The sequence below is a fragment of the Streptomyces sp. NBC_00569 genome, from assembly GCF_036345255.1.
GTDB lineage: Bacteria > Actinomycetota > Actinomycetes > Streptomycetales > Streptomycetaceae > Streptomyces.
Map to the genome: position 1 here is coordinate 8,112,004 of NZ_CP107783.1, position 26,345 is coordinate 8,138,348.

The 26,345-nt window shown below is 72.7% G+C and carries 27 protein-coding genes; 15 read left to right on the top strand and 12 right to left on the bottom strand.

Annotation, left to right across the window (positions count from 1 at the left end; genetic code table 11):
• Nucleotides 1–31: 31 nt before the first annotated feature.
• The 3 genes from tuf to OHO83_RS36540 all read left to right on the top strand — a co-directional run bounded on the left by tuf (nt 32) and on the right by OHO83_RS36540 (nt 3,261).
• Nucleotides 32–1,210, top strand: a complete 1,179-nt coding sequence (gene tuf / locus OHO83_RS36530; protein ID WP_266668121.1) for an elongation factor Tu — start codon at nt 32–34, stop codon at nt 1,208–1,210.
• An 88-nt stretch (nt 1,211–1,298) separates the two neighbouring features.
• A complete protein-coding gene (locus tag OHO83_RS36535) occupies nt 1,299–2,138 on the top strand; it encodes a patatin-like phospholipase family protein (protein ID WP_330280337.1) in 840 nt (279 codons plus the stop codon).
• A gap of 277 nt (nt 2,139–2,415) precedes the next feature.
• Nucleotides 2,416–3,261, top strand: a complete 846-nt coding sequence (locus tag OHO83_RS36540) for a spermidine synthase (RefSeq protein ID WP_329436189.1) — start codon at nt 2,416–2,418, stop codon at nt 3,259–3,261.
• On the opposite strand, the gene OHO83_RS36545 is transcribed toward OHO83_RS36540, so the two are convergent.
• On the bottom strand, nt 3,223–4,527 hold the full coding sequence (locus OHO83_RS36545; protein ID WP_330280338.1) for an MFS transporter: 1,305 nt from the start codon (nt 4,525–4,527) through the stop codon (nt 3,223–3,225). The genes OHO83_RS36540 and OHO83_RS36545 overlap by 39 nt on opposite strands.
• Nucleotides 4,528–4,697: 170 nt before the next feature.
• Between OHO83_RS36545 and OHO83_RS36550 the strand changes: the two genes are divergently transcribed.
• Nucleotides 4,698–5,027: a hypothetical protein gene (locus OHO83_RS36550; RefSeq protein ID WP_266668113.1), complete on the top strand. Its 330-nt coding sequence runs from the start codon at nt 4,698–4,700 to the stop codon at nt 5,025–5,027.
• Between the two features lie 71 nt (nt 5,028–5,098).
• On the opposite strand, the gene OHO83_RS36555 is transcribed toward OHO83_RS36550, so the two are convergent.
• Nucleotides 5,099–6,136 (bottom strand): hypothetical protein, encoded by a 1,038-nt coding sequence (locus OHO83_RS36555; RefSeq protein WP_327576956.1) that lies wholly within the window; start codon nt 6,134–6,136, stop codon nt 5,099–5,101.
• 95 nt (nt 6,137–6,231) lie between these two features.
• Nucleotides 6,232–7,188 carry a hypothetical protein gene (locus tag OHO83_RS36560; protein WP_327576955.1) on the bottom strand — a complete coding sequence of 319 codons (957 nt, stop codon included), beginning with the start codon at nt 7,186–7,188 and terminating at the stop codon, nt 6,232–6,234.
• A 72-nt stretch (nt 7,189–7,260) separates the two neighbouring features.
• On the opposite strand from OHO83_RS36560, the gene OHO83_RS36565 reads away from it, so the two are divergent.
• Entirely contained in the window at nt 7,261–7,713 is a 453-nt protein-coding gene (locus OHO83_RS36565) for a DUF4442 domain-containing protein (RefSeq protein WP_266668107.1), read from the top strand.
• A 101-nt stretch (nt 7,714–7,814) separates the two neighbouring features.
• On the top strand, nt 7,815–8,456 hold the full coding sequence (locus tag OHO83_RS36570) for a DedA family protein (RefSeq protein ID WP_266668105.1): 642 nt from the start codon (nt 7,815–7,817) through the stop codon (nt 8,454–8,456).
• 30 nt (nt 8,457–8,486) lie between these two features.
• Here the strand turns inward: OHO83_RS36570 and OHO83_RS36575 are convergent, their stop codons facing one another.
• Entirely contained in the window at nt 8,487–9,020 is a 534-nt protein-coding gene (locus OHO83_RS36575) for a gamma carbonic anhydrase family protein (protein WP_266566876.1), read from the bottom strand.
• Between the two features lie 144 nt (nt 9,021–9,164).
• Between OHO83_RS36575 and OHO83_RS36580 the strand changes: the two genes are divergently transcribed.
• Complete coding sequence (locus tag OHO83_RS36580; protein WP_266668103.1) at nt 9,165–9,929, top strand: acyltransferase; 765 nt, start codon at nt 9,165–9,167, stop codon at nt 9,927–9,929.
• Nucleotides 9,930–9,947: 18 nt separating this feature from the next.
• Here OHO83_RS36580 and OHO83_RS36585 read toward each other — a convergent pair whose 3' ends face one another.
• Nucleotides 9,948–10,814, bottom strand: coding sequence for a DMT family transporter (locus OHO83_RS36585; RefSeq protein WP_330280339.1), 867 nt, complete (start codon nt 10,812–10,814; stop codon nt 9,948–9,950).
• 103 nt (nt 10,815–10,917) lie between these two features.
• Here OHO83_RS36585 and OHO83_RS36590 point away from each other — a divergent pair, with 103 nt between their 5' ends.
• The 4 genes from OHO83_RS36590 (at nt 10,918) to OHO83_RS36605 (ending at nt 13,910) form a co-directional block, all read left to right on the top strand.
• Nucleotides 10,918–11,490, top strand: coding sequence for a helix-turn-helix domain-containing protein (locus OHO83_RS36590; RefSeq protein ID WP_227293492.1), 573 nt, complete (start codon nt 10,918–10,920; stop codon nt 11,488–11,490).
• Between the two features lie 43 nt (nt 11,491–11,533).
• Nucleotides 11,534–12,091: a YbaK/EbsC family protein gene (locus OHO83_RS36595; RefSeq protein ID WP_266668097.1), complete on the top strand. Its 558-nt coding sequence runs from the start codon at nt 11,534–11,536 to the stop codon at nt 12,089–12,091.
• A gap of 97 nt (nt 12,092–12,188) precedes the next feature.
• Nucleotides 12,189–13,040 carry a hypothetical protein gene (locus OHO83_RS36600; protein WP_330280340.1) on the top strand — a complete coding sequence of 284 codons (852 nt, stop codon included), beginning with the start codon at nt 12,189–12,191 and terminating at the stop codon, nt 13,038–13,040.
• Between the two features lie 99 nt (nt 13,041–13,139).
• Nucleotides 13,140–13,910, top strand: a complete 771-nt coding sequence (locus OHO83_RS36605; RefSeq protein WP_266668093.1) for a cupin — start codon at nt 13,140–13,142, stop codon at nt 13,908–13,910.
• Between the two features lie 39 nt (nt 13,911–13,949).
• Here the strand turns inward: OHO83_RS36605 and OHO83_RS36610 are convergent, their stop codons facing one another.
• The 4 genes from OHO83_RS36610 to OHO83_RS36625 all read right to left on the bottom strand — a co-directional run bounded on the left by OHO83_RS36610 (nt 13,950) and on the right by OHO83_RS36625 (nt 17,833).
• Nucleotides 13,950–14,357, bottom strand: coding sequence for a CoA-binding protein (locus tag OHO83_RS36610; RefSeq protein WP_266668091.1), 408 nt, complete (start codon nt 14,355–14,357; stop codon nt 13,950–13,952).
• A 77-nt stretch (nt 14,358–14,434) separates the two neighbouring features.
• Nucleotides 14,435–15,367: a M56 family metallopeptidase gene (locus OHO83_RS36615; protein WP_330280341.1), complete on the bottom strand. Its 933-nt coding sequence runs from the start codon at nt 15,365–15,367 to the stop codon at nt 14,435–14,437.
• Nucleotides 15,368–15,374: 7 nt separating this feature from the next.
• The gene (locus tag OHO83_RS36620) at nt 15,375–15,791 is read right to left on the bottom strand and encodes a BlaI/MecI/CopY family transcriptional regulator (RefSeq protein ID WP_329436201.1); all 417 of its coding nucleotides are present in this window, start codon (nt 15,789–15,791) and stop codon (nt 15,375–15,377) included.
• A gap of 74 nt (nt 15,792–15,865) precedes the next feature.
• Nucleotides 15,866–17,833 (bottom strand): amino acid transporter, encoded by a 1,968-nt coding sequence (locus OHO83_RS36625; RefSeq protein ID WP_266668085.1) that lies wholly within the window; start codon nt 17,831–17,833, stop codon nt 15,866–15,868.
• 173 nt (nt 17,834–18,006) lie between these two features.
• On the opposite strand from OHO83_RS36625, the gene OHO83_RS36630 reads away from it, so the two are divergent.
• From OHO83_RS36630 to OHO83_RS36640, 3 genes are all read left to right on the top strand, one after another.
• Nucleotides 18,007–18,633: a YigZ family protein gene (locus tag OHO83_RS36630; protein WP_330280342.1), complete on the top strand. Its 627-nt coding sequence runs from the start codon at nt 18,007–18,009 to the stop codon at nt 18,631–18,633.
• Nucleotides 18,634–18,729: 96 nt separating this feature from the next.
• Nucleotides 18,730–19,893, top strand: a complete 1,164-nt coding sequence (locus OHO83_RS36635) for an exonuclease SbcCD subunit D (RefSeq protein WP_266668081.1) — start codon at nt 18,730–18,732, stop codon at nt 19,891–19,893.
• Nucleotides 19,890–22,886 (top strand): SMC family ATPase, encoded by a 2,997-nt coding sequence (locus tag OHO83_RS36640; RefSeq protein WP_330280343.1) that lies wholly within the window; start codon nt 19,890–19,892, stop codon nt 22,884–22,886. Before OHO83_RS36635 ends, OHO83_RS36640 begins: the two co-directional genes overlap by 4 nt.
• 27 nt (nt 22,887–22,913) lie before the next feature.
• Here OHO83_RS36640 and OHO83_RS36645 read toward each other — a convergent pair whose 3' ends face one another.
• Nucleotides 22,914–23,369: an Lrp/AsnC family transcriptional regulator gene (locus tag OHO83_RS36645; protein ID WP_116500112.1), complete on the bottom strand. Its 456-nt coding sequence runs from the start codon at nt 23,367–23,369 to the stop codon at nt 22,914–22,916.
• A gap of 146 nt (nt 23,370–23,515) precedes the next feature.
• Between OHO83_RS36645 and OHO83_RS36650 the strand changes: the two genes are divergently transcribed.
• Entirely contained in the window at nt 23,516–24,001 is a 486-nt protein-coding gene (locus OHO83_RS36650; RefSeq protein WP_266668075.1) for a rhodanese-like domain-containing protein, read from the top strand.
• A 59-nt stretch (nt 24,002–24,060) separates the two neighbouring features.
• Here the strand turns inward: OHO83_RS36650 and OHO83_RS36655 are convergent, their stop codons facing one another.
• Both OHO83_RS36655 and OHO83_RS36660 read right to left on the bottom strand, forming a co-directional pair.
• Entirely contained in the window at nt 24,061–25,764 is a 1,704-nt protein-coding gene (locus OHO83_RS36655; protein WP_266668073.1) for a DUF885 domain-containing protein, read from the bottom strand.
• Between the two features lie 35 nt (nt 25,765–25,799).
• Nucleotides 25,800–26,294: an Lrp/AsnC family transcriptional regulator gene (locus OHO83_RS36660; protein WP_266668071.1), complete on the bottom strand. Its 495-nt coding sequence runs from the start codon at nt 26,292–26,294 to the stop codon at nt 25,800–25,802.
• Between the last annotated feature and the right edge of the window lie 51 nt (nt 26,295–26,345).

Below are 26,345 nucleotides of genomic sequence, written 5' to 3' on the forward strand. Positions count from 1 at the left end.
AGGAACACGTTCCGGGAGGAACCACCCAGTCATGCCCAAGACGGCATACGTGCGCACCAAGCCGCACCTCAACATCGGCACCATGGGCCACGTCGACCACGGCAAGACGACCCTCACCGCCGCCATCACCAAGGTCCTCGCCGAGCGCGGCGCCGGCACGTTCGTGCCCTTCGACCGCATCGACCGCGCCCCGGAGGAGGCCGCCCGCGGCATCACCATCAACATCGCGCACGTCGAGTACGAGACCGACACCCGCCACTACGCGCACGTCGACATGCCCGGTCACGCCGACTACGTCAAGAACATGGTCACCGGGGCCGCGCAGCTCGACGGGGCGATCCTCGTGGTCTCCGCGCTGGACGGGATCATGCCGCAGACCGCCGAGCACGTCCTGCTCGCCCGCCAGGTCGGCGTCGACCACATCGTCGTCGCGCTCAACAAGGCGGACGCGGGGGACGAGGAGCTCACCGACCTCGTCGAGCTCGAGGTCCGCGAGCTGCTCTCCGCGCACGGGTACGGCGGCGACTCCGTCCCCGTGGTGCGGGTCTCCGGACTCAAGGCCCTCGAGGGCGACGCCCGTTGGACCGGGGCGATCGACGCGCTGCTCGACGCAGTGGACACGTATGTGCCCATGCCCGAGCGGTACGTGGACGCGCCGTTCCTGTTGCCGGTGGAGAACGTGCTCACCATCACCGGACGCGGCACGGTCGTCACCGGGGCCGTCGAGCGCGGCAGGGTGCGTGTCGGCGACCGCGTCGAGATCTTCGGCGCGGACACCGACGCGGCGGCGACCGTGGTGACCGGCCTGGAGACCTTCGGCAAGCCCATGGAGGAGGCGCAGGCCGGGGACAACGTGGCGCTGCTGCTGCGCGGGGTGCCCCGCGACGCGGTCCGCCGCGGCGACGTCGTCGCGGCACCGGCCAGCGTCAGCCCGAGCCGCCGCTTCACGGCCCAGGTGTACGTCCTCTCGGCGGCCGAGGGGGGCCGGACGACACCGGTCGCCACCGGCTACCGCCCGCAGTTCTACCTGCGGACCGCGGACGTCGTCGGAGACGTCGACCTCGGCGAGAGCGCCGTCGCCCGGCCCGGGGACACCGTCACGATGACGGTCGAGCTCGGCCGCGACATGCCCCTGGAGGCGGGCCTCGGCTTCGCGATCCGCGAGGGCGGGCGCACCGTCGGCGCGGGCACCGTCAGCTCCGTCGGCTGAACCGCACCGCCCGCCTCCCGCACCCCGCGGGAGGCGGGCGGTCGCACGTCGGCCACACTGGACGCCGGAGCCGGCAGGGAGGTCTCAAGTGGCAGGCAGGGCACTCGTACTCGGGGGCGGCGGCCTCTCCGGCATCGGCTGGATCTCCGGAATCCTCCACGGCCTCGCCGAGGCCGGCGCCGACCTGTGGGACGCCGACACCGTGATCGGCACCTCCGCGGGCTCCGTCGTCGGCGCCCAGCTCACCTCCGGCAGACTGACGCCCGCCGAGCTGTACGAGCGCCAACTCGCCGCGCCCGTAGGGGAGATCGCCGGGCACCTGGGCGCCGCCGCCACCCTCCGCCACGCCCGCGCCGCGCTCTCCTCCCGTACGCCGGAGGACTTCGGCCGCAAGGTGGGGCACATCGCGCTGGCCGCCGACACCCCGGACGAGGCGACGCGCCGCGCGGTCATCGCGGGGCGGCTCGTCTCCCACAGCTGGCCCGAACGGCCGTTCCTGGTGACGGCGGTGCGGGCGACGACCGGCGAGTTCCGTGTTCTCGACCGGGGCAGCGGCGTCGGCCTGGTCGACGCCGTCGCGGCCAGCTGCGCCGTGCCGGGCGTCTGGCCGCCGGTCACGTTCGCGGACGGGCGTTGGATCGACGGCGGCGTCCGGTCCCCGGCCAACGCGCACCTCGCCGAAGGCCACGACCGCATCGTGGTCATCGCCCCGATCGCCGCGGGCGGCGGCACTCTCGAATCGGCCCGCGCCCAGGCGGAGCGCCTGACCGCAGGCGGGGCGAGGGTCACCCTCATCACCCCGAACCGCACCACCAGAAAGGCGATGGGCCACAACAGCCTCGACCCGGCACACCGCGCCCCCTCGGCCCGCGCGGGCCGGGAACAGGCTCCGGCGCACGCGGCGGCCGTGGCGGAGACGTGGGGCTGAGCGACGCCCTGGTGAGTGCGGCGCGGCGTCCGGCCCCTCGCATGCCGTACATCGGGTGTGTGCTGTGCGGCATAGGACCCTGGCCGGCCGTGCATCCGGTGAGTGCCGTGCGGCCCCCGGTTCCTCGCTGCCCGCGCATCGCGGCGAATGCCACCCGGCACCAGGCACCCCGGCGACCGCCGAACGCCGTCCGGTGAGCCGGCTGCCCCGCGGCCCCGTCCATCCCATGAACCCCGCCCGTCCTCCCGCCACCCCCACCGCCCGGCACAATGGACGCGTGGACGAGCCGATACCCGTGACCAGGACCGTCGATCACGGCACCGCCAAGCTGATGCCCGACGTGGACCGGCGCAGGGCCTGGCTGCTCACGGTCGACGGGGCGCCGCAGTCGTACGTCGATCTGGACGCGCCGGAACACCTCGAATTCGAGTACGCGCGCCGGCTCGGGCATGTCCTCGACTGTGCGGGCGAGCCCGGAGAGCCGCTCGACGTGCTGCATCTCGGCGGTGGCGCGCTGACCCTGCCGCGCTACGCGGCGGCGACGCGGCCCGGCTCGCGTCAGGACGTGGTCGAGGCGGACCGGGGGCTGCTCGCCCTGGTCGCGGAGCACCTGCCCGTCCCCGACGGCGCCGGGATCACCGTGCACGGCGCAGACGCCCGCACCTGGCTGGAGTCGGCCGACGCCGACAGCGCCGACGTCCTCGTGGCGGACGTCTTCGGCGGCTCCCGCGTCCCGGCCCATCTGACCACCGTGGCGTACGCCGAGGCCGCCGAGCGGGTCCTGCGTCCCACGGGCGTCTACGCGGCGAACCTCGCGGACGGCACGCCCTTCGCCTTCCTCCGCTCCCAACTCGCCACGTTCTCAACGGTGTTCGAGCATCTCGCACTGATCGCGGAGCCCGCCGTGCTGCGCGGCAGGCGCTTCGGGAACACGGTCCTCGTGGCCTCCCACGAGGAACTCGACATCACGGCCCTCGCCCGCCGCGCCGCGGCCGACGCGTTCCCGGCCCGCGTCGAGCACGGCGCCCAGCTGCGCCGCTTCACCGGCGGCGCGAAGCCCGTACGGGACGAGGAGGCGGTGCCGTCACCCGAGCCGCCCGGCGGCTCCTTCGGCATCGGCTGAGACGAGCTCGGGCGCAGGCTGCCCGGAGGTGTCGGGGCGGCGCGTCAGCCGGCGTACCTCCGGCACGAACAGGACCGCGCCCGTCGCGACGACGACGAGTGCCGCGCAGCCCCACAGCGCGGGGGTCAGGCCGAAGGCGGCCTCCGCGGGGCCCGCGAGCGCGGTGGCGACCGGCACCATCGCGACGGAGCCGAACCAGTCGTACGCGGAGACCCGGGACAGCTTGTCCTCCGGGATCTCCTGGTGCAGCGCCGTCATCCACGAGACGCTGAACACTTCGATCGTCACGCCGCTCACGAACATCACGCAGACCAGCACGGCAAGAGGCACCGGTACCGCGAGCGCCGCCGAGGGCAGCGCCAGCGGGAACACGCACAGGGTTCCGGCGAGCAGCAGCCGCCGCGGCTTCCACCGCATCATCAGAAACGCCCCGGCGACGGTCCCGACGCCGAACGCGCCGAGCGCGAGTCCCCAGGGCCCGGGTCCGCCGAGGGAGTCGCGCGCGACCAGCGGGCCGAAGACCGCGTCGGCGGCGCCGACCACCGCGACCACGACGGAGAACTGCGCGACGATGCCCCACAGCCACGGCCGGCTGATGAACTCCTGCCAGCCGTCCCGCATATCGGCGAGGAGGCCTCCGCCGGGCTCGCGCGGCGCGATATGGCTGACGTCGAGGAACGAGCGCAGGGCGCCCGCGACGGCGAACGCGACCGCGTCCACGGCGAGCACCCAGCCGGGCCCGACGGCCGCGACCATCGCGCCGCCGAGCGCCGCGCCGCCCACGGCCGCGCCCGACATCGCCATCCGGAAGAGGGCGAAGGCGCGGCTCGCCTGCTCCCGGTCCACCGACGACATCAGCATGCCTTCGGCGGCGGGGTTGAAGAAGGCCTGCCCGGTGCCGCCCAGCGCGCTGAGCAGCATCATCTGCCACAGCTCGGGCCTGCCGGTCAGGACTAGCAGCGCGAAGGCGCCCTGGGAGAGGAAGTTGAGCCCGTTGGCCGCGACCATCACGTGGTGGCGCGGCAGCCGGTCGGCGACGGCTCCGCCGACGAGCAGGAACAGCACGAGCGTCAGGGTGCGTGACGCGGCGACGAGGCCGACGTCCCCGCCGTCGCCCCCCGTCTCGAGCACCGCGAACGCGGACGCGATCAGCGCGCCGTTGCTGCCGAGGGTCGTCACGAACGCCGCCAGAGCCAGCAGGCTGTAATTGCGGCCCGCCCAGGCGGGTCGGCGGGGTCTGAGCGGGGAGGCGGCGGCAGAGTTCACTGATGGACTATCGCCGCCGTGGGTCCTACTTGCCAAACGGGATTCTTTCGGGTTGGCCGAAGGTAATGGTTACCGGCGAGTCACTCGGATAGATTGATCATGAATCTTCGTGTCATGTTCACGATTAATCTACCCCCGGGAACCGGCTGGTTCTCGAGGAAAGGGATGAAATGCGGAAGTACTTCTCGTCTCTCCTGGCCGCGGCCGCGCTCGCCGGCGCCGCCGCACTCCCCGTCGTGGCGGCGGCACCCGCTTCGGCGGCGGCGACCACGTGTGCGCCGGCCAGCCACGACTACACGGTCGCCGAGGAGAAGGTGCCCGTCCACTCCTCGATCTCGGGGAACGCGGCCGTGATCGACTACATCTACAAGAACAACTCGGTGCACGCCTACTGGGCCTGCACCAACAGCTCCGGCAACCCGTGGGTGTGTATCGGCAGTTGCAAGGTGACCGAGGACGCGATCTCCGGCAGGTGGGTCTACCGGAACTACCTGCGCTGATCGCAGCACGCCGCCGGCAGCGTCCGGCCCGCCCTTCACCGGGGCGGTCCGGACGCTGTGCTGTGTGCGGCTCACTCCACGCTGGGGTCGCCCTGGAGGCGTACGGTGCTGAGGATCTTCTGCACCGTGGCGTCGGGGACCTCGTCCTTCACGCCCTTGGCGCCGTAGAACGTCCAGGAGACGAAGTCGCCCTGGGAGTTCTTGAACGCGAACACGGTGGCCTTGCCGTCCGTGTCGCACTTGCCGGTCTTCGGTACACCGGACGATGTAGTGGTCGCCACGCTGCCCTTGACGCCGGAAGCGGTCGTGAAGTCCTTCGGCTTACCGATCTTCAGGAGCTTCTTCGACGAGCTCTTCTGGTCGGTGTAGCCGCCGAACACCCACCATGCCGAGTCGTTGCGCGCGACGTCCGCGGTGTTCTTGGCGCCGTTCTGCCCCTTGGTGCCCGCCCCAGCGAGGGCGCTGTCGTCGACGGTGCCGTCCTTGTCGTCGTCGGACGTGCACCACTTCTCCTTGAGGAACGCGGGTGCGGACATCGTGATGAGGGGCTTGCCGCTCTCGTCCTTCGCGTCCTCGAAGCCGGTGATCAGGCCGTCCGACTTGACAACCCAGTCGGCCGGTACGTCGAACGCGGTCCCGTACTTGGGGTTCACGACGACCTGCCAGCCCGCGATGGTGGCCTTCGGCGCGTTCGACGGGTCGCGCGGGTTGACGTCGTCGCTCGCGTCGGGGCTGGGGTCCTTGGAGGCGGACTTCGTGGGGGACTCGGGCGGCTTGGGGTCCGCCTTGTCCTCCTTGTCACCCCCGAGAACAAGGAACCCGGTCACGCCGGCGGCGACCACGACGGCCGCGGCCGCGACGATCGCGGTGATCTTCGTCTTGTTGCCGCCGCCGTTGCCGCTCGGCGGCTGGGGAGCGCCGAGCGGGACGGTGGGAGCGCCCCACTGCCCGGGAGGCTGCTGCCCGGGCTGCTGCTGGTACGGATTGGGCTGCTGCTGGTAACCCGGCTGCTGATAGGGGTTGGGCTGCTGCTGGTACCCCGGCTGCTGGTACGGGTTCTGGTCCTGCGGGTTCTGCTCGCCCCCGGGCGGCTGCTGTCCTGGCCACATGGCGCACAACAATAGAGGTCCCGGCAGCCGCCGACATCGTCGCCCTGTACCGGACGTGCAACGGTTCGCCGGCGGCCGCGGGTTGGCCCCTCGTCTCAGGAGTCGCTGACGTCCACGAGCCGCACGGTGCTGACGATCTTCCTGACCGTCGCGTCGGGCACCTCGCCCTTGACGCCCGTGGGCCCGAAGAACGACCAGGACGCGAAGTCGCCGTCGGCGTCCTTGAAGGCGAACACGGCGGCCTTGCCGTCGGAGGAGCACTTCCCGTGCTTCTTCTGCTTGACGCCCGTCGAAGAGGCGGTCACGAGGCTGCCGTTGAGGCCGGACGCGGTGGTGTACGACTGGGCCGGCTTCGTGGTGATGCTCTTCTTGTCGGGCTGCGAGTACGCGCCGTAGACCCACATCGTGGCGTCCTTGGTGGCGGCGTCCTCGGTGCTCTTGGCGCCGTTGTTGCCCCGCGACCCGGCCGCGCCGAGCGAGGACTCCTCCTCGTTGCCGTCCTTGTCGTCGTCGGAGACGCACCACTTCTCTTCGAGGAACGCAGGGTTGCTCATGGCGATGAGCGGCTTCTCGCGCGGGTCGCCTTCTTTGGAGACCCAGTTGACCCAGCCGTTCGACTTCACCAGCCAGGTGGAGGGAACGTCGAACGCCATGCCGTGGTCGGTGTTCACCACGGTCTTCCAGCCGTGCACGGTGGGCTCGACAGCGCCGCCCGCGCGCGGGTTGCCGGTCGCGCTCGGCGCGGCGGTGGAGGACTTCGTGGGACCGGGTCCGGCGTCGTCGTCCTTCTTGTCCTTGTCGCCGCCGAGGACGAGGACCCCGGTGACCACGGACGCGACGACGACCGCGGCTGCGGCCACCACGGCGATGAGAGCCGTCCGTCCGCGCTTCGGGGGTTCGGGTGACGGCTGGGGTGAACCGGCGGGAATCGTGGGCGCGTTCCAGACCTGCTGTCCGGACGGCTGCGGATACGCGTTCGGCTGCTGGTACGGATTCGGTTGGCGGCCCTGCGGGTTCTGCTCGCCCCCGGGACCCTGCTCTCCTGGCCACATGGCGAGCAACGATAGAGGCACCGCCGGACCGAGGATGGCCAAGGCTGCTACTCGCGGGTAACATCACGCGGCATGAGCGCAGAACAGATGTCGATCGGCGAGATGCTCGCCGCCACCGTGCCGATGGCCCGGACCCTGAACCTCGAATTCCTCGAGACCACCCCGGAGAAGGCCGTCGTGGCCCTGCCGGACCAGAGCGAGTACCACAACCACGTCGGCGGACCGCACGCCGGAGCGATGTTCACGCTCGGCGAGTCCGCCAGCGGTGCGATCGTCCTCGCGGCCTTCGGGGACCAGCTCTCGCGGGCGGTGCCGCTCGCCGTGCGTGCCGACATCGCGTACAAGAAGCTCGCCATGGGCCCTGTCACGGCGACGGCCACGCTCGGCCGCCCGGCCGCCGACGTGGTCGCCGAGCTCGACGCGGGGGAGCGGCCCGAGTTCCCGGTGACCGTCGAGATCCAGCGCGCCGACGGTGCGGTGACCGGGGAAATGAGCGTCGTCTGGACGCTGCGCCCCAACAGCTGAGCCGGACATCTCCGTTTCCCTCGAACAGGTAGGCTGCCCGGCATGCGCACCCGGGGGAGCGTGCGCCGGGCACACGCCCACCGACACGGGAGGAATCGGCGTTGCACGTCCAGGAATGGCTCGACACGGTACCGGCGGTCGCCATCTACGCCCTGGTGGCCGGGGTCATCGGGCTCGAAAGCCTGGGCATCCCGCTGCCGGGGGAGATCGTCCTGGTCTCGGCGGCGCTGCTGTCGTCCCAGCAGGGTGACGTCGACCCGATCATCCTCGGGGCCTGCGCCAGCGCGGGAGCCGTCGTCGGCGACTCCATCGGATACGCCATCGGCCGCAAGGGCGGACGCCCCCTGCTGGCCTGGCTCGGCAACAAGTTCCCACGCCACTTCGGCGAGGCCCATGTCGCGACCGCCGAGCGCTCCTTCGAGAAGTGGGGCATGTGGGCGGTCTTCTTCGGCCGCTTCGTCGCCCTGCTGCGCATCTTCGCGGGCCCGCTCGCGGGCGTGCTGCACATGCCGTACTGGAAGTTCCTCATCGCGAACTTCCTCGGCGGGGTCATCTGGGCCGGCGGCACGACCGCCGTCATCTACTACATCGGCGTGGTCGCCGAGGACTGGCTCAAGCGGTTCTCGTACTTCGGGCTCGCCGCGGCCGTGCTGATCGGCCTGGCGTCCATGCTGATCGTCAGGCGCAAGGCGAAGAAGACGGCGGCGGCGGCCGAGGAACAGCCGGTCCCGGCCGCCGAGTGACACCTGACGCCTGACGATTGCTGTCAGCTGTCAGTCGTCCGCGTGCGCCGCGCGGTGTGCCTTCGCCAGTTCCACGTAGAGCGTGCCGTTCAGGGTGATGCCCGCACGCTCCTCGTCGGTCAGCGGCCGCTTCACCTTGGCGGGGACCCCGGCGACGAGTGAGCCCGGCGGGACCTGCATCCCCTGCGGGACGAGCGCCTGGGCGGCGACCAGGGAACCGGCTCCGATCACCGCGCCGTTGAGAACCGTGGCGCCCATGCCCACGAGGCAGTCGTCCTCGACGGTGCAGCCGTGCAGGACCGCGTTGTGTCCCACGGAGACCCGCTCGCCGACCGTCACCGGGAAGCCGGGGTCGACGTGCACGGTGCAGTTGTCCTGGATGTTGCTGTCGGCGCCGAGCACGATCGGGCCGCAGTCCGCGCGCAGCACCGCGCCGTACCAGACACTCGCCCCGGCGTGCAGGGTGACCTCGCCGATCACGACCGAGGTCGGCGCGGCGAACGCCTCCTGGTCGAGGTCCGGGTCCTTGCCGCCGATCCCGGTGATGAGTGCCTGCTGGCCCATCGCTCTGTCTCCTCTTCGGTCTTCCGCACAGACTGTGCCGCGCCAGAGCGAACCGTACGGGACGGCCCCGAGCGGGTGCCGCGTGGGGCGAAGATCACAGGCCAGGGCTCTGCGCGGTGGCGTACGTCTGAGTAACGTGTGGCTGTGCCGAAGAACTGGAACGCGTTCTCATCCCGCGCCTTCACCGGACGCCTGGCCCATCGCGCGGTGCAGGCGGGCTGGCGCCTCGCGCAGCGCGCGGGCGCGGTGACCGCCGCGCATCCCGGCCGCTACCGCTTCGGGTCCCTCGGCCACGGCACCAAGCTGGCCTTCCCGCAGGGCACGGTCTTCGGCGAGCCCTGGATCCATCTCGGCGCGCACTGCATCATCGGCGAACAGGTCACTCTCACCGCGGGCCTGATGCCCGACCTCGACCTCGGGTCCGAGCCCATCCTGCGCGTGGGTGACGGCGTCGTCCTCGGCCGCGGCAGTCATGTCATCGCCGACACGACGGTGACGATCGGCAGCGACTGCTACTTCGGCCCGTACGTCTACGTGACCTCGACCAACCACTCGTACGACGACCCGCACCAGCCCATCGGCAAGCAGTGGCCGCGCATGGAGCCGGTGGAGATCGGGCCCGGCTGCTGGATCGGCACCGGCGCGGTGATCCTGCCGGGCGCGCGGATCGGCCGGAACGTCGTGGTGGCCGCCGGTGCCGTCGTGCGCGGCGAGGTGCCGGACCACTCGGTCGTGGCCGGTGCGCCCGCCCGGGTCGTACGGAGCTGGGACGAGGAGAACGGGTGGCAGCCGCCGCTGCGCACCCCCGCCCCCGCCCCGATCCCCGAAGGCGTCACCCCCGAGCAACTCCTCGCGCTCGCCGACCTGGAAGAACTCGGAGAAGGCGTCCAGCCGGGCGCGAGCGCCTAGGGCCTGTCCGGCCGGGCCCTAACCCGTCGCCAGCAGCACCGTGCCCACCAGTGCGAGGCCCGCCCCCGCGGCCTGCACCCCGCGCAACCGCTCGCCGAGGAAGCCGCGCGCGGCCAGCGCCGTCACGACGGGGTAGAGCGAGGCGAGCACGGCGGCCACGGTGACCGGGCCCTGCTGCGCCGCCATCGCGTACGTGCCGTTGGCCGCCACGTCGGCGAGGCCCACGAACGCCAGCGCGGGAAGCGCCGACCGGACGACCTGCATCCCGCCGTCCTCGGGAAGCGCCCGGCCGCCGCGCCGCACGGACACGTACAGGGCCGTGCCACCCGCCGTCACATTGGTCACCCGCTGCACGAAGAGCGCCAGGAAGAGCCCGGTCACGGTGGTCGAGGCCTCCGCGATCAGGGCCATCACCGCGCCGAAGCCGAACGCGGCGAGCAGCGTGAGCAGGACGGCCTGACGCTGCACGGGCGCGCCCCTGAACTGCGGACCGCCGGCCAGGATCACCCCTGCGACGGCCACTCCGATCCCCGCGAACTGGAGCAGCCCCGGACGCTCCCCGAGGACCAGGCCGACGGCGACGGGAACGGTGACGCCGAGCGAGCCGAGGGGCGAGACGACGCCCATCGGGCCGAGGGCGAGCGCCTTGTAGAAGGCGAGCATGGCGACTGGGCCGACGAGACCGGCCGCGACCGCGAACCACAGCTGTGGTCCCGCCTCGCTCCACGCGCCGGTCGCGGCCACGATCGCGCCGAGCACCACGACGGCGATGCTCTGCGAGACCACCACGACCGTGAGAGCGGGAGTTCGCCGGGTGAGGAGCCCTCCGCCGAAGTCGGCCAGGCCCCACATGAGGCTGGTGGCCAGGGCGAAGAGTGCTGTCATGGTCTGCCTCGCAGTACAGTGTGGTGAACATCGGTGAATGCTTTGTTGCACCACACGTTAGTTCAGTGAATTGAACGCTGTCATCCAGAATATTGGACGGAATGTGTCGGACCTCGACCTGCTGACCCAGTCCCTCGGCCGCAACGTCAAGCGCTGGCGCACCGAGCGCGGCTTCACCCTGGACGGTCTCGCGACGCGCGCCGGAGTCAGCCGCGGCATGCTCATCCAGATCGAGCAGGCCCGCACCAACCCCAGCATCGGCACCGTGGTCAAGATCGGTGACGCGCTCGGCATCAGCATCACCACCCTGCTCGACTACGAACAGGGTCCGAAGGTCCGCATCGTCCCGCCCGAGCAGGCCGTACGCCTGTGGAGCACGGACGCCGGCAGCTACAACCGGCTGCTCGCCGGGACCGAGGCCCCCGGCCCTCTGGAGATGTGGGACTGGCACCTGGAACCCGGCGACGGCAGCGGCTCCGACCCGCACCCCGCGGGCACGGTGGAGCTGCTCCATGTGACGGCGGGCGAGCTGACCCTCGTCCTGGACGGCGCCGAGTACCGCGTGCCCGCCGGTTCCAGCGTCTCGTTCGAGGCCGACGCCTCGCACACCTACCGCAACGACGGCACCGAGACGATGGAGATGACCATGGCTGTCTCGGTGCCGCCCGTACGCTGAGACGCCCGACTCGGTCGCGGTGGACGGCTGTTAGCGTGCCGACATGCGCGCACCCATCGGAAACTTCGAACACGTCCGCCCCGCTCCCGAGGCGCTCGACCTGCTGACGGACCCGGTGGCCGACGCCGTACGGAACTGGCGCGGCGCGGTCCCGGCGGAGCAGCTGATCCATGTCGACACCGAGCCCGAGTGGGCGGACACGGCCACGTTCGTCGAGCACTACGGCCCCGAGCTGCTCGAGGACTCCGCGAACTGCGTCGTCGTCGCGGGCAAGCGCGGCGGCGAGACGACCCTCGCCGCCTGCCTGGTCCTCTCCGGCACCCGGGTCGACGTCAATGGAGCCGTACGCCGTCAACTGGGCTCCCGCAAGGCGTCGTTCGCCCCGATGGAGACGGCCACCGGCGCCACCGGCATGGAGTACGGCGGCATCACACCGATCGGGCTCCCCGCCGACTGGCCGCTCCTCGTGGACGCGGCCGTCGTCGACCGGCCGCACGTCCTGATCGGCAGCGGAACGCGCCGCGGCAAGCTCATCGTGCCCGGCAAGGCCTTCCTCGACCTGCCCGGAGCGGTGGTGCTCGAAGGGCTCGGCGTGAACTGACCCCGCCCGGGGCCGAACGAACCCGGAGGCCGCCGCGTCTGAGGAGCGGCTCCGCGCAGTGGCGTGGGGCGGGGCGGAGAAACGGGTGGGGCGAGGTATGAGAATCCGGACGGCGGCCGTGCTGGCGATGGTGTCGGGGGCGCTGGTGTCCGTGGTGGCCTGCGGCGCGGAAGTCCCCGAGGGCCTGGTGGTGACCGGCTCCTCGCCGGCTGTCCCCTACCGCGGTCCTCTCAAGACAAAGGCGCCCGACATCGACGGGGACGAGGACAACGTCCAGGGCGGGGGTGCCTCCGTCCTCGCCCTCGAATGCGCGGGCAAGCCGTACCAGGGTGGCGGCGGGGACGACGGCTGGGGCGCGTCGGACGGCGCGGACTCGCCGGACGAGGCCCTGAACGCGCTCGTGGCCGACGAGTTCTCCCGGTCCCTTCCGCGGCGCGGCTATCGCGTCGAACGCGAGGCGGGCCGCCGCGTCCTGTACTCGTACGACGTCGGCGGCCGCACCCGTGTGGCCGTGATCGTCGCCAAGGACCTGCCGCACAGGCCGGGTTGGGGTCTGGAGACGTACGCCCAGTGCGATCCGTCCGAGTTCGCCCGCCGGGACCGCGCCCACCTCGACGTCCGGGTGTGGGAGGACCGCCAGGGGCGTCCGGTGCCGGCGTCCGAGATCTTCAGCGCGTCCGGGCCCGAGCACTGCGACTGGCAGTCGGCGGAGTTCCTCCACCTCGGTGACCGCCAGTACCTCCGGGACCCCGAACACGCGCTGCCCCGCAAACTCCTGCACTCCTCGTACGCGGAGAGGACCCGGCTGCCGGACGGGGCCACGGACACCGGATACCGCGACGGGCGGCGCCGGCTGTGGCTCTCGGCCGACAGGTCCGACGCCTTTGTGCGGACCGGGGGCGTCGTGGAGCGGTGGCCGGGGGCGATCGAGCCGATCGGGTGCAAGTGAGGACGGGGACGCTTAGGCTCCCTCTCGGAGCAAGCGCTTTCCGCGCCTTGTCCCGCTCGCCCCTGCCCCGCTCCGCCCGGCCTGGCTGAGGAGCCCCGCATGCCCTCCGAGACCGACCTCCCGTCGACCGACCTCTCCCATCCGCTGCCCGGAGCCGTCGGCCTCTCCCACCTGAACGCCTACGAGTGGGAGGCCGCCGACGGAGTGTGCGGCGGCACCCCGCATCTGCACCTGGTGTGCACGGAGGCCTACGTCGTCACCGGCGGACGCGGCGCCGTGCAGACACTCAGCCCCGGCGGCTACCGCGAAGTCTCCCTGGAAGCGGGCTCGGTGGCGTGGTTCACGCCGGGCACCGTGCACCGCATGGTGCAGCGAGGCGACCTGCGCATCACCGTCCTCATGCAGAACAGCGGTCTGCCCGAGGCCGGTGACGCCGTCTTCACCTTCCCGCCCGACGTGCTCGCCGATCCCGAGCGCTACGCCGCCGCCGCGACACTCCCGGCCCGGACGGGACCCCTGGCGGAGGCGGCCGCACGGCAGCGGCGCGACCTCGCCGTCGAGGGCTATCTGCCGCTGCGCGAGGCGCTGTCGGCCGGGGACGACGCGCCGTACCTGGAATTCCAGCGGGCCGCGGCGCGCCTCGTCCGGGACAAGGTGCCCGTCTGGCGCGAGCTGTGGCGGGCCGGGGCGCTGGCCGCCGCCGAGCGCACCGGCGCCCAGCTCGCGGCCCTCGCATCCGGCGACCCCTCCTACCTCACAGGATCGGCCTCGTACGACACGGGTCCCACCCGGCGCGGCGGGTACGGCATGTGCGGCCGCCGTGACGAGTACGAGCTGCCCGGGTCGACGCTGCCGCAGCGGGACGGGTAACTGCCGCCTCGTGTAAGGGAGTCACCGGGACGGGGCGACTCAGCCCAGGCGGGGGATCTCGATCGCCGGGCACTTGTCCATGACCATCGCAAGCCCCGCGTCGCGCGTGCGCCCGTACGCCGCCTCGTCGATCACGCCGAGCTGGAACCAGACCGCGTCCGCGCCGATCGACCGGGCCTCGTCGGCGACCTGGCCCGCGAGGTGGGAGTTGACGAAGACGTCGACCACGTCGACCTTGAACGGGATCTCTTCGAGGGACGCGTAGCCCTGCTCGCCGTGGACCGACTCGGCCTTCGGGTGGACCGGGACGATGCGCTTGCCGAAGCGCTGGAGGACCTCGGCGACGCCGTACGCGGCGCGCGCCCTGTTCGAGGAGAGGCCCACGACCGCCCAGGTGTCACCGAGCTCCGTGAGGATCCTGCGGACCGTCTCCTGATCGCCGTACATGCGCTGCCTCCTGGGGGTCGACGGGTGTTCACCGTGATCAACAGGGCGGTGCCGTGCGGGATTCCCCCGGGACGAGGTCAGAGGAACGTGGCCGCGTGCAGGATGCGGATCATGGTCACCGCGGAGTTCGCCGACGACATCGCCGACACCGCCGTGCCCACGGCTGCCGCCCACGCCGCGAGGCCGATCCCCGTGCCGGCCGGTGGCCAGATGCGCGCCGCAGGGGCCGGGCGCAGAAGGGCCGCGACCCGGCGCGGGACCGGGCCCGGCGCCGCGAGGCCCGCCAGTGTGGGGGCCGGCGCGGCGCGCGAGACGAGGGCGGCCTTGCCGATCGCACGGGCCACGACACGGCGGTCGTGCACGCAGCGCGCCGCGTCCTCGTCGGCCCACCGCTCCGTCGAGTACACCACCGCCGTGCGCAGCGGCAGCAGGAAGGGATTGGCCCGCGCCGCCAACTGCGCCACCAGCAGATGACGGTGGTGCCGGGCCGCCAGGTGGGCCCGCTCGTGCGCGAACAGCGCCCTGCGCTCCGGCCCGGTGAGCACGGCCAGGAGCCCGGTCGTGACCACCACCCGGTCACGGTCCCCACCGGGCAGTGCATACGCGTACGGCACCGTGTCCGGCACGACCGCGACGCCCCGGTCGCGCAGCCCGGCGAGCGCCCGCCGGGCCCGGCGCCGCACCGAGTGGTGCCGGACGACGACCCGCGTACAGGCCACGAGCACGACGGCGAGGGCGGGGATCGCGGCCCTGCCCGCCATCCCGTCGAACGGCACGGCCGCCCGCACCTCGGGGTCCGACCAGCCGTCGGGGAGGGGGTTTCCGGGCAGTTGGGCCGTGCCGACGACCATGAGCAGCGCCAGGCACAGCGTGCTGCACACGGCCATCACCCCCGCGACGGCCGTCAGGAGACGGGTCGCGGTGCGCGGGTGGAGATGCTGCTCGGCCAGGCGCGCCATGGGCCACGCCGTCAGCGGCAGCACCAGCGGCAGGAAGACGAAGACCCCCATCGCCGGCTCAGCCCTCGCCGGTGCCGGGGGCTTCGTCCGGCCGTTCCGCCTGTTCGAGGAGGTCCCGCAGCAGTTGTTCGTCGCCCGGAGGCAGCGCGGTGACGAAGCGGGCGAGGACCGCCTCGCGGTTCGACTCGCCGTCGAGCACCTTGCGCATGCGCAGCGCTGCGAGCCCCGCCCCGTCGGCGGCCGGCGTCCACAGGAAGGAGCGGCCCTGGCGGGCGCGGGTCACCGCGCTCTTGGCGAGGAGCCGCGTCAGGATCGTCACCACGGTCGTGTAGGCGAGGTCGCCGCCGACCCGCTCCTGGACCCAGGCCGCCGTCACCGGGCCCGGCGCCTCGCACAGCGCCGAGAGGACCTGGGCCTCCAGCTCGCCCTGCCCCCGGCGCCGCGGCCGCCGGCCGTCGTGTCCGTCCCGCGTCATGTCCCGTCGCCCTCCGCCCCGGCCGTCACCCACGCATGAGCGCCACATCCTATTCCGCGGGATGCGGGCGCAGGTCAGCCCACGTGGACGCGGGGCCGCCGGGCGGGGTCGGGCTCGGCGCGGCGCAGCACCTCGCGGGTGACCGGTGCGACCTCGCCGTCGCCGAACACCAGGAAGCGCAACAGGTGGCTGACGGGATGGCCCTCGGTCCAGTTGAAGTACGCGTGCGGCACCTCGCCCGTGCGGGCCCGCAGGCTCATGAGGACGGCCGCGATGGTGTTCGGCACGCCCGCGCCCTGGACACGCAGCCGGCGTACGCCGTGCTTCTCGTCGCCGTGGACCTCGACCGGCGCGGTGAAGTCCGACGAGTCGTGGACGAAGACCTCCAGGAAGAGGACGGGCCGCCCGTCCGGGATGTGGGTCTGCTCGCGCTGGCTGTACTCCTTGGCGCGGTACTCGGCCTTGGAGTGCTCGTCGGGCTCGTTCGCGATGATGCGCAGCGGGCCGTGGGCCGCGGCCTCGTCGACGATCCGCGCGGCCGTTGCGTCGAACGTCACCTCGCCCGCCCGCAGTTCGAAGGCGCGGTGCACGCGCGACGCGAACGAGGTGAGGAGGATCCCGACGATGAAGAGGAGGGCGATCTTGATTCCGTCGGGCCGCTCGATGACGTTCGTGACGAGCGTGTACCCGAACACGGCGGTGATCGCCCCGAAGCCGACGGTCGCGGCCTTGCGCCCGCGCGAGCGCACCGCGACCGTCGAGGCGAACGACGCCGACAGCATCAGGACCAGGACACCGGTCGCGTACGCGCCGCTCTGGTCGTCGACGTTCGCGTTGAACCAGAGCGTGATGAAGACGGCGATCGCCATGAACAGGAGCACCAGCGGGCGGACCGCGCGCGTCCACTCCGGGGCCATGCCGTAGCGCGGCAGGTAGCGCGGCACGAGGTTGAGGAGCCCCGCGAGCGCAGAGGCTCCGGCGAACCACAGGATGGCGATGGTCGAGACGTCGTACACGGTGCCGAATCCCTCGCCCAGGTACTGGTGCGCGAGGAACGCGAGGGCGCGGCCGTTGGCCGGGCCGCCGCTCTCGAACGCGGACTGGGGGATGAGGATCGTCGTCGCGAGGCTGGAGAGCAGCAGGAAACCGCTCATGATCAGCGCGGCCGTGGTGAGCAGCTTGCGGGTGTCACGCACCCGTCCCTCGGGACGCGCGTACGTGTCCGTGGCGTCGCCGCGCACCTGGGGCATCACGGCGACGCCCGTCTCGAAGCCGGACATGCCGAGCGCCAGCTTCGGGAAGACGAGAAGCGCCACCCCGATCATGGCGACGGGTGAGGAGTGCGCGGCGGTCATGGCGTCCCACCAGTTGCCGATCTTCACCGGCTCGGTCAGGACGTGCCAGGCGGCGGTCATGAGGACGACCACGTTCAGCATGAGGTAAAGGGCGACGAGCACGACCGCCACCCGTATCGCCTCACGGAAACCCTTGAGGAACACCGCGCCGAGGCCGGCCACCAGGAACAGTGTGATCCAGATGTTCGCGCCGTCGAGCGACGCGGGCGCGAAGGGGTTCTCGACGACGTGCGCCGCGGCGTCGGCCGCCGACAGCGTGATCGTGATCATGAAGTCGGTGGCGGCGAACCCGAGCAGCACGAGGACGAACAGCTTCCCCGCCCACCACGGAAGGAGCCGCTCCAGCATCGCGATGGAACCCTCGCCGTGCGGGGACTCCCTGGCGACGCGGCGGTACACCGGCAGCGCGCCGCCGAGCGTGAGCGCGATCAGGACGAGGGTGGCCAGCGGGGACAGGAGCCCCGCGGCGAGTGCGGCGATGCCCGGCTGATAGCCGAGGGTCGAGAAGTAGTCCACGCCCGTCAGGCACATCACCCGCCACCACGTGTGGCCCTTGTGCTCGGCCGGCGGAGTGCCGTGAGGTCCCGGATGCCGGGCCGTCGTCTCGCTCAGCCCTTCGAGGAGCCAGGACCGCCAGCGTGGGGACGGCGGCCGGACGGCCTCGATCTCGGTCTGCGTGCCGGTCATGGGCGAAACTGCTTTCTGTCGTGCCGGTACGGACCCGGGGGGTGCATCCGCGCAGGAAGCCACGGGAACGGACGTCCCGCGAGCGCTGCGACGACGAGCGAGTATTCACCACCGCGTGGCCGGGGCGACGGGCGGGGGCGAGCGAACCCCGGCACGCGGCATACGCTGGCCGGATGCAGGACGAGTACCGCACCGTGGCCCGTGAGGGCGTGCACGAGACCGAGATCAACCGCTCCCGGTTCCTGTGCGCGCTCGCGCCCGCGGCCACCGAGCGCGAGGCCCAGGACTTCGTGGCGCGCATCCGCAAGGAGCACCCCACGGCGTCCCACAACTGCTACGCGTACGTCATCGGCGCCGACGCCTCCGTGCAGAAGGCGAGCGACGACGGCGAACCGGGCGGCACGGCCGGCGTCCCCATGCTCCAGATGCTCACGCGCCGCGAGATGCGGTACGTCGTCGCCGTCGTGACCCGCTACTACGGAGGCGTGAAGCTCGGCGCGGGCGGCCTCATCCGCGCCTACGGAGGAGCCGTCGGCGAGGCGCTCGACGCGCTGGGCACCCTCACCCGGCGCCGCTTCCGGCTCGCCACCGTCACCGTCGACCACCAGCGCGCCGGCAAGGTGCAGAACGATCTGCGGTCGACGGGACGTGAGGTGCGTGACGTCCATTACGGGGAGGCGGTCACGATCGAGATCGGTCTGCCGGACGCCGACGTGGAAGCGTTCCGCGCGTGGCTGGCCGATGTCACCGCCGGCACCGCGGAGTTCGAGCTCGGGGGAGAGGCGTACGGGGACGCGTGACCGGCTCGGGCGGGCGGGGCGCGTGCGCGGCGGAGCCGGTACCGATACGCCGGTAGCCGCCCGTGATGTCCGACCCGCCCGTTAGTCTCGGGGATCATGAGGCTGCTGCACACTTCCGACTGGCATCTCGGCCGGGCGTTCCACCGGGTGAACATGCTCGGCGCCCAGGCCGAGTTCATCGGTCACCTCGTCGCGACCGTCCGTGAGCGGGGCGTCGACGCGGTGGTCGTGTCGGGCGACGTGTACGACCGCGCGGTGCCGCCCCTCGCCGCGGTCGAGCTGTTCGACGACGCCCTGCACCGCCTCGCCGACCAGGGCATCCCCACGGTGATGATCTCCGGGAACCACGACTCGGCGCGCCGCCTCGGCGTCGGCGCCGGGCTCATCGGCCGCGCCGGCATCCATCTGCGCACCGACCCCGGCGCGTGCGCGACCCCCGTCCTGATCCCGGACGCCACCGGAGACGTGGCCTTCTACGGACTGCCCTACCTCGAACCGGCGCTGGTCAAGGACGAGTTCCGGGTGTCGAAGCCGGGACACGAGGCCGTCCTGGCCGCCGCCATGGACCGGGTGCGGGCCGATCTCGCCGAGCGACCGGCGGGGACCCGGTCCGTGGTGCTCGCCCACGCCTTCGTCACCGGCGGCGAGGCCAGCGACAGCGAGCGCGACATCACCGTCGGCGGAGTCGCCGCCGTCCCCTCCGGCGTCTTCGACGGCGTCGACTACGTGGCGCTCGGGCATCTGCACGGCAGCCAGGTCATCTCCGAGCGGGTGCGCTACTCCGGCTCGCCGCTCCCGTACTCCTTCTCCGAGGCCGACCACCGCAAGAGCATGTGGCTCGTCGACCTGGACGCGGACGGCTTCGCCGCCGCCGAGCGCGTCGACTGCCCGGTGCCCAGGCCGCTCGCCCGGATCCGCGGGGACCTCGCGGACCTGCTTGCGCGCCCGGACCTCACCGCGCACGAGAAGTCCTGGGTCGAGGCCACGCTCACCGACCCGGTCAGGCCGGACGACCCCATGGCCCGCCTCACCGAGCGGTTCCCGCACACCCTCAGCCTCGCCTTCGACCCGCAGCGCGCCCCCGAGGACCCCGACGTCTCGTACGCGCAGCGCCTCAAGGGGCGCGACGACCAGCAGATCGCGGAGGACTTCGTGACCCATGTGCGCGGCGCCGGACCCGACGAGCGCGAGCGCGCCGTCCTGCGCGAGGCGCTCGACGCCGTGCGCGTCGACGACATCAGGCGCGAGGTCGCCCGATGAGGCTCCACCGGCTGCGGATCACCGCCTTCGGACCCTTCGGGGCGAGCCAGGAAGTCGACTTCGACGGCCTTTCCTCGGCGGGCCTCTTCCTGCTCCACGGACCGACCGGCGCCGGCAAGACCTCCGTCCTCGACGCCGTCTGCTACGCCCTGTACGGCTCGGTCCCCGGCGTCCGGCAGGGCAGCGGCCAGGGCACGTCCCTGCGCAGCGACCACGCCGCGCCCGCCACCCGCACCGAGGTCACCCTCGACCTCACCGTCGCGGGACGCCGCCTGGAGCTGACCCGGCAGCCCCCGTGGGAACGCCCCAAGAAGCGTGGCACGGGCACCACCATGGACAAGGCCCAGAGCTGGCTGCGCGAGTACGACGCCACGGCGGGCACCTGGAAGGACCTCAGCCGCTCCCACCAGGAGATCGGCGAGGAGATCAGCCAGCTCCTCGGGATGAGCAAGGAGCAGTTCTGCCAGGTCGTCCTGCTGCCCCAGGGGGACTTCGCACGGTTCCTGCGGGCCGACGCCGAGGCCCGCGGCAAGCTCCTCGGCCGGCTCTTCGACACACGCCGCTTCGCCGCGGCCGAGCAGAGACTCGCCGAGCAGCGCCGCGCCGCCGAGAGCGAAGTGCGCGCGGCGGACGCCGAGTTGCTCGCCGACGCGCACCGCATGCAGCAGGCGGCGGGGAGCATCGTCGAACTGCCCGCCACCGACGCGGCGCCCGGCGACCCCGGGCTCGCCGACTCCGTCCTCACGTGGGCCGCCGTCGCCCGCTCCACCGCCCGCGAGCGGCTCACCGTCGCGCACCTCGCCCTGACCGCCGCCGACGCGGCCCGCACCGAGGCGCAGCGCGAGCTGGCCGGCATGCAGGAAGTGCATCGGCTCCAGCGGCGGTTCGAGGAGGCGCGGGAGCGGGCCGAGCGGCTCGACGAGCGGGCGGACGAGCACCGGCGGGTCCAGGAGCGCATGCAGCGGGGCCGCAAGGCCGAGGCCGTCGCGCCCGCCCTCGCGCTGCGCGAGGCCGCGGAGACCGAACACCGCAGGGCCACGAGCGGGGACGCACGCGCGCGTGCCGTGCTGTCCGCGTCGTTCGACGGCGCCGGCGCGGCGGGTCTCGCCGCCGCCGCGCGGAAGGCGGCCGAGGAGCTGGGCGGCCTGGAGTCCGCCCGGCGCGCCGAACTGCGCCTGACGGAACTCGACGGGCAGCGCCGGGGACTCGACCGTGAGGAGCGCGCCGACGACGAGCTGCTCCAGGACGCGGGCAACTGGCTCGCCGGCTGGGACGGCACCCGGGCCGCGCTCCAGGAAGCCGTCGAGTCCGCGCAGGAGGCGGCGACGCGCGCCGAGCACCTGGCGGGTCAACTGGAACCCGCGCAACAGAAGTTGGAGGCCGCCCGGCGTCGCGACCGGCTCTCCGGCGAGGCCGCCGACGCCCGGACGCGCACGCTGCGGGCCCGCGAGGAGGCCGCGGCCTCCCATGAGCTCTGGCTCGGCCTCAAGGAACAGCGGCTGAACGGGATCGCGGCCGAACTGGCCGCGCAGCTCGTCCCCGGCGAGAGCTGCGCGGTGTGCGGATCCACCGAGCACCCCGACCCCATGCGCAAGACCGCGGAGCATGTCGGCCGCGACGCCGAGGAGTCAGCCCTCGCCGCGTACCGCCGCGCGGACGAGGCGCGCAGCGAGCAGGAGAGCCGGCTCGCCGCGGTGCGTGAGTCCCTCGCCGCCGCGACGGCCGCCGCCGGAGAGACATCCGCCCTGGAACTCGCCGACGCGGCCGAGGAGTTGCGCGTCCGACACGCCGAGGCTCGCGACCTCGCCTCCGGACTGCACGCCGCACGTGAGGCCCTCGGGCAGGCCGAGGGCGAGCACGACCGCAGGCTCGCCGCACAGCAGGAAGCCGCACGTCGCGCCGTCGCCCGAGCCACCCTGCGCGAGAGCGTCGACCGGGAACAGGGCGTCCTGGAGCGCGAGTTGGTCCAGGCGCGCGGCTCGGAGGCCAGTGTGGGTGCGCGCGCCGCGCAGCTGGAGAGCCTCGCCGCGCAGCTCACGGCCGCCGCGGACGCGGCCCGGGCCGCCGACGAGTCCGCCGAGCGGCTCAAGGCCGCCGACGCGCGACTCGCCGACGCGGCGTTCCGCGCCGGGTTCGACACGCCGGAAGCCGCGGCCGCCGCCCTCCTGGACGACGCCCAGCACAGGGACCTTCAACACCGGCTCGACGCCCGCCAGTCCGAGGAGGCCTCGGTGCGTGCCGTCCTGGCCGAGGGCGACACCGCGGCGGCGGCCCGGCAGTCGCCCGCCGATGTTCCCGCGGCGCAGCGCACTGCCGAGGCGGCCGACCGGAGGGTGCGCGACGCGGCCTCCGCGCGCGACGACGCGGACCGCCGCTGCACCGAGATCGACCGGCTCTCGGCCCGCTGCGCCACGGCCGTGCGACGGCTCGCGCCGCTGCGTGCCGCGTACGACCGAGTGGCGCGCATGGCGGGTCTGGCCGCCGGCACGTCCGCGGACAACGAGCGCAAGATGCGCCTGGAGTCCTATGTGCTCGCGGCCCGGCTCGAACAGGTCGCGGCGGCGGCGACCGCGCGACTGGCCCGCATGTCTTCCGGCCGGTACACGCTGGTGCACTCCGACGGCCGTACGGGGCGCGGCCGTTCGGGCCTCGGCCTGCACGTCGTCGACGCGTGGACGGGGCGCGAGCGGGACACCGCGACACTCTCCGGCGGGGAGACGTTCTTCGCGTCGCTGGCCCTCGCCCTCGGCCTCGCGGACGTCGTCACGGAGGAGGCGGGCGGTGTCCGCCTCGACACCCTCTTCATCGACGAGGGCTTCGGCAGTCTCGACGACCAGACCCTGGACGAGGTGCTCGACGTCCTGGACTCCCTGCGCGAGCGGGACCGCAGCGTCGGCATCGTCAGCCACGTCGCCGACCTGCGCCGCCGGGTGCACGCGCAGCTCGAGATCGTGAAGGGGCGGTCGGGGTCGGTCGTACGGCAGCGGACCTGAGCCCGGCCGTGGCTGCCCGGCGGCGGGTCAGTGGCCGAGCGGCCGCCGGGGGAGCGGGGACGAGTAGACCACGCTGGTCGTCACCGAGCCGAGCGCGCCGATCCTGCCGGAGACCTCCTCCAGGTGCTTCATCGAGCGCGCCGCGACCTTGATGACGAAGCAGTCGTCGCCGGTGACGTGGTGCGCCTCAAGGATCTCCGGCGTCACCTCGACGAGGTCGTGGAACGGCTTGTAGTGCCCGTTCGGATAGCGCAGCCGTACGAACGCCAGGATGGGCAGGCCGATCCGCTCGGGGACGACCACCGCCGCGTACCCCGCGATCACCCCGGCCTCCTCGAGGCGCTTCACCCGCTCGGTGACGGCGCTCGCGGACATGGAGACGGCCCGCGCGAGCTCGGCGTAGCTCGCCCGGCCCTCGCGCTGGAGGACGTCGAGTATGCGCCAGTCGGTGGCATCGGGGGTGTACGGGGATTCACCGGTCATGTGGCAGGAATAGCAGGGACATCCCCGGCCGATCAAGAGGGATGCCGGGGATCGTCACTTCAGGAAGATCGTCACGGACCGTAGATTTCTGGTCGAGGGCGGCACGGTCGTGCGGCCCGCAGCGATCCGCCAGGGAGGCCGACATCATGACCGCGACCACCACCGTCACCCCCAACGCCGTGCTCCGTGTGCCCCCGGCATCCCCCGCCGCGGCCGCCGCCCACTTCGGCGCGAGCCTCGCCTTCCACGCCGACGTGTCCGACGTCGCCTCGGCGCTCGCCGCCGGCGGGGACCCGGGCTTCGTCGTCATCGACACCCGCTCCACCGCCTCGTGGGACCAGGGACACGTACCGGGCGCCGTCCACCTGCCCACCGCGCTCATCGCCGAGCAGGCCGGGCGGCTCCTCGACAAGGCGGTGCCCGTCGTCACGTACTGCTGGGGCCCGGGCTGCAACGGCGGCGCGCGGGCGGCCCTCGCCCTCGCCGAACTCGGCTTCCAGGTCAAGGAGATGCTCGGCGGCTTCGAGTACTGGGCGCGGGAGGGCTTCGCGTACGAGACGTGGGAGGGGCCCGCGCGGCGCGACGCCGACCCGCTGACGGCGCCGGTCGACTCGGACGACTGCGGCTGCTGACAACGCGAGAGGGGACGCCGTGCGGGCGGTGGCTCCGACAGCCGCCGCCCGCAAGGGAGTCACAGCTGGGACAGCTCGTCCACCAGGTCGTCGAGGCCGAGCGACCCCTGCGAGAGAGCCGCCATGTGCCAGGCCTTCGCGTCGAACGCGTCCCCGTGCCTGGCCTGTGCGTTGGCCCGGCCGAGCAGCCACGCGCGCTCGCCCAGCTTGTAGCCGATCGCCTGCCCGGGGATGGACAGATAGCGGGTCAGCTCGCTCTCCACGAAGTCCGCGGGCCGGCTGCTGTGCGCCCCGAAGAACTCCTGCGCGAGGCCGGGCGTCCAGCGCTCGCCCGGGTGGAACGGAGAGTCGGCCGGGATCTCCAGCTCCAGATGCATACCGATGTCGACGATGACGCGGGTCGCGCGCATCATCTGCGCGTCCAGATAGCCGAGCCGCTGCTCGGCGTCCGTGAGGAAGCCCAGCTCGTCCATCAGGCGCTCCGCGTACAGCGCCCACCCCTCGGCGTTGGCGCTCACCATGCCGATGCTCGCCTGGTATCGGGACAGACTGTCCGCGACGTGCGTCCACTGCGCGAGCTGGAGATGGTGGCCGGGCACACCCTCGTGGTACCAGGTGGAGACCAGGTCGTAGACGGGGAACCGGGTCTGGCCCATCGTCGGCAGCCAGGTGCGCCCCGGCCGCGTGAAGTCCTCGGACGGCGCCGTGTAGTAGGGCGCCGCGGCGCTGCCGGCCGGGGCGATCCGGGACTCCACCTTGCGTACCCGCTCCGCGAGTTCGAAGTGGGTGCCGTCGAGGGCCTCGATCGCCTCGTCCATCACGCTCTGGAGCCAGCGCTGCACCTCCTCCACACCCTCGATGTGCGTACCGTGCTCGTCGAGGTGCGCGAGCGCCACCCACGGGGTCGCCGCCCCGGGCAGGATCTTCTCCGCCTCGGTCCTCATCTCGCCGAGCAGGCGGTGGTACTCCGCCCAGCCGTACGCGTACGCCTCGTCCAGGTCGAGGTCCGTGCCGTTGTAGTAGCGCGACCAGCGGGCGTACCGCTCACGGCCCACCGTGTCGGCGGAGCCCTCGATCGCGGACGCGTACACGTCGCGCATCCAGTCGCGCAGCTCGGCGACCGCGGCCGTCGCGGCGGCGCCCGCCGCGTCCAGCTCGGCGCGCAGCGCGTCGGGCCCGTCCGCGGTGAAGTCCTCGAACCAGCCGCGCCCTTGGCCCGCCCACTCGGTGAGCTGCTCGATGAACGTGGCGGTGGGACGCGGTCCCCCGTGGAGCTTCTTCTCCAGGCCCAGCGACAGCGTCTCGCGGTATCCGGCGAGCGCCCCCGGCACGGCGCGCAGCCGCTCGGCGACGGCCGCCCAGTCCGCGTCCGTCGTGGTCGGCGTGAGGGTGAAGACCTCCCGCACGTTGTGCACGGGCCCGCCCAGGTTGGTGACGGCCCGAAGGTTCTCCTCCGCGTCGTGCACGGCGAGTTCGGCCATGAGCCGCTCCCGCAGGAGCCGCCCGCAACGGCGCTCGATCGCACTGTCGGCGCCGGGCCTGCGCTCGGCCTCGTCGAGCCGCGCGAGGGTCGCCCGCGCGAGATCGGCGAGGGCCTCCAGGCCGGCCGGTGAGAGATCGGGCAGCTTGCTGTGGCTCTCGGGCACGCCGAGGTAGGTGCCGGTGACGGGGTCGAGGGCGATGAGCTCGTCGACGTAGGCGTCGGCGACCTCGCGCGGGAGCGGTCCGGTGACGGCTGCTGCTGTGGCTGGCGAATCTGACATGCCGCCATCGTCGTACGGGGCGGGGGGCCGCGTCATCAGGATTCACCGACGGCGTCGGCCGACGGGGGCAGGAGCGGGCCGCACTCCCACTGCTGGAAGATCAGCCGTGTCTCCACGCGCGCCACCTCGCGGCGCGCGGTGAACTCGTCGAGCACGAGCCGCTGGAGATCGGCGGTGTCGCGGACGGCGACATGCACCAAATAGTCGTCGGGGCCCGTCAGATGGAAGACGGACCGCGCTTCCGGCAGTGCCCGGATCCGCTCCACGAACGGGCCGACCAGCTCGCGCCGGTGCGGCCGCACCTGCACCGAGAGCAGCGCCTGGAGCCCGCGGCCCAGCTTCGCCGCGTCGAGGCGCAGCTGATGCCCGAGGATCACGCCGGACCGGCGCAGCCGGGTCACGCGGTCGAGACAGGTGGACGGCGCGACACCGACCTGCGCGGCGAGGTCCCGGTAGGTGATGCGGGCATCGTTCTGGAGGAGGCGCAGTATGTGCAGATCAACCGGATCGAGTACGACAGAATCGGCCATCGGCCGAACGTAGCACGGAGTTCGTCCGGCGAACCCCGGCCGATGTTCAGG

What these genes read in the sequence shown, in the direction of transcription:
- tuf (WP_266668121.1), top strand. Translation starts at nt 32, where the DNA reads ATGCCCAAGACGGCATACGTGCGCACCAAGCCGCACCTCAACATCGGC.
- OHO83_RS36550 (WP_266668113.1), top strand. Translation starts at nt 4,698, where the DNA reads ATGCGGAAGTACTTCTCGTCTCTCCTGGCCGCGGCCGCGCTCGCCGGC.
- OHO83_RS36555 (WP_327576956.1), bottom strand. Translation starts at nt 6,136, where the DNA reads ATGTGGCCAGGACAGCAGCCGCCCGGGGGCGAGCAGAACCCGCAGGAC.
- OHO83_RS36560 (WP_327576955.1), bottom strand. Translation starts at nt 7,188, where the DNA reads ATGTGGCCAGGAGAGCAGGGTCCCGGGGGCGAGCAGAACCCGCAGGGC.
- OHO83_RS36565 (WP_266668107.1), top strand. Translation starts at nt 7,261, where the DNA reads ATGAGCGCAGAACAGATGTCGATCGGCGAGATGCTCGCCGCCACCGTG.
- OHO83_RS36575 (WP_266566876.1), bottom strand. Translation starts at nt 9,020, where the DNA reads ATGGGCCAGCAGGCACTCATCACCGGGATCGGCGGCAAGGACCCGGAC.
- OHO83_RS36585 (WP_330280339.1), bottom strand. Translation starts at nt 10,814, where the DNA reads ATGACAGCACTCTTCGCCCTGGCCACCAGCCTCATGTGGGGCCTGGCC.
- OHO83_RS36595 (WP_266668097.1), top strand. Translation starts at nt 11,534, where the DNA reads ATGCGCGCACCCATCGGAAACTTCGAACACGTCCGCCCCGCTCCCGAG.
- OHO83_RS36600 (WP_330280340.1), top strand. Translation starts at nt 12,189, where the DNA reads ATGAGAATCCGGACGGCGGCCGTGCTGGCGATGGTGTCGGGGGCGCTG.
- OHO83_RS36605 (WP_266668093.1), top strand. Translation starts at nt 13,140, where the DNA reads ATGCCCTCCGAGACCGACCTCCCGTCGACCGACCTCTCCCATCCGCTG.
- OHO83_RS36610 (WP_266668091.1), bottom strand. Translation starts at nt 14,357, where the DNA reads ATGTACGGCGATCAGGAGACGGTCCGCAGGATCCTCACGGAGCTCGGT.
- OHO83_RS36615 (WP_330280341.1), bottom strand. Translation starts at nt 15,367, where the DNA reads ATGGGGGTCTTCGTCTTCCTGCCGCTGGTGCTGCCGCTGACGGCGTGG.
- OHO83_RS36620 (WP_329436201.1), bottom strand. Translation starts at nt 15,791, where the DNA reads ATGACGCGGGACGGACACGACGGCCGGCGGCCGCGGCGCCGGGGGCAG.
- OHO83_RS36625 (WP_266668085.1), bottom strand. Translation starts at nt 17,833, where the DNA reads ATGACCGGCACGCAGACCGAGATCGAGGCCGTCCGGCCGCCGTCCCCA.
- OHO83_RS36630 (WP_330280342.1), top strand. Translation starts at nt 18,007, where the DNA reads ATGCAGGACGAGTACCGCACCGTGGCCCGTGAGGGCGTGCACGAGACC.
- OHO83_RS36635 (WP_266668081.1), top strand. Translation starts at nt 18,730, where the DNA reads ATGAGGCTGCTGCACACTTCCGACTGGCATCTCGGCCGGGCGTTCCAC.
- OHO83_RS36640 (WP_330280343.1), top strand. Translation starts at nt 19,890, where the DNA reads ATGAGGCTCCACCGGCTGCGGATCACCGCCTTCGGACCCTTCGGGGCG.
- OHO83_RS36645 (WP_116500112.1), bottom strand. Translation starts at nt 23,369, where the DNA reads ATGACCGGTGAATCCCCGTACACCCCCGATGCCACCGACTGGCGCATA.
- OHO83_RS36650 (WP_266668075.1), top strand. Translation starts at nt 23,516, where the DNA reads ATGACCGCGACCACCACCGTCACCCCCAACGCCGTGCTCCGTGTGCCC.
- OHO83_RS36655 (WP_266668073.1), bottom strand. Translation starts at nt 25,764, where the DNA reads ATGTCAGATTCGCCAGCCACAGCAGCAGCCGTCACCGGACCGCTCCCG.
- OHO83_RS36660 (WP_266668071.1), bottom strand. Translation starts at nt 26,294, where the DNA reads ATGGCCGATTCTGTCGTACTCGATCCGGTTGATCTGCACATACTGCGC.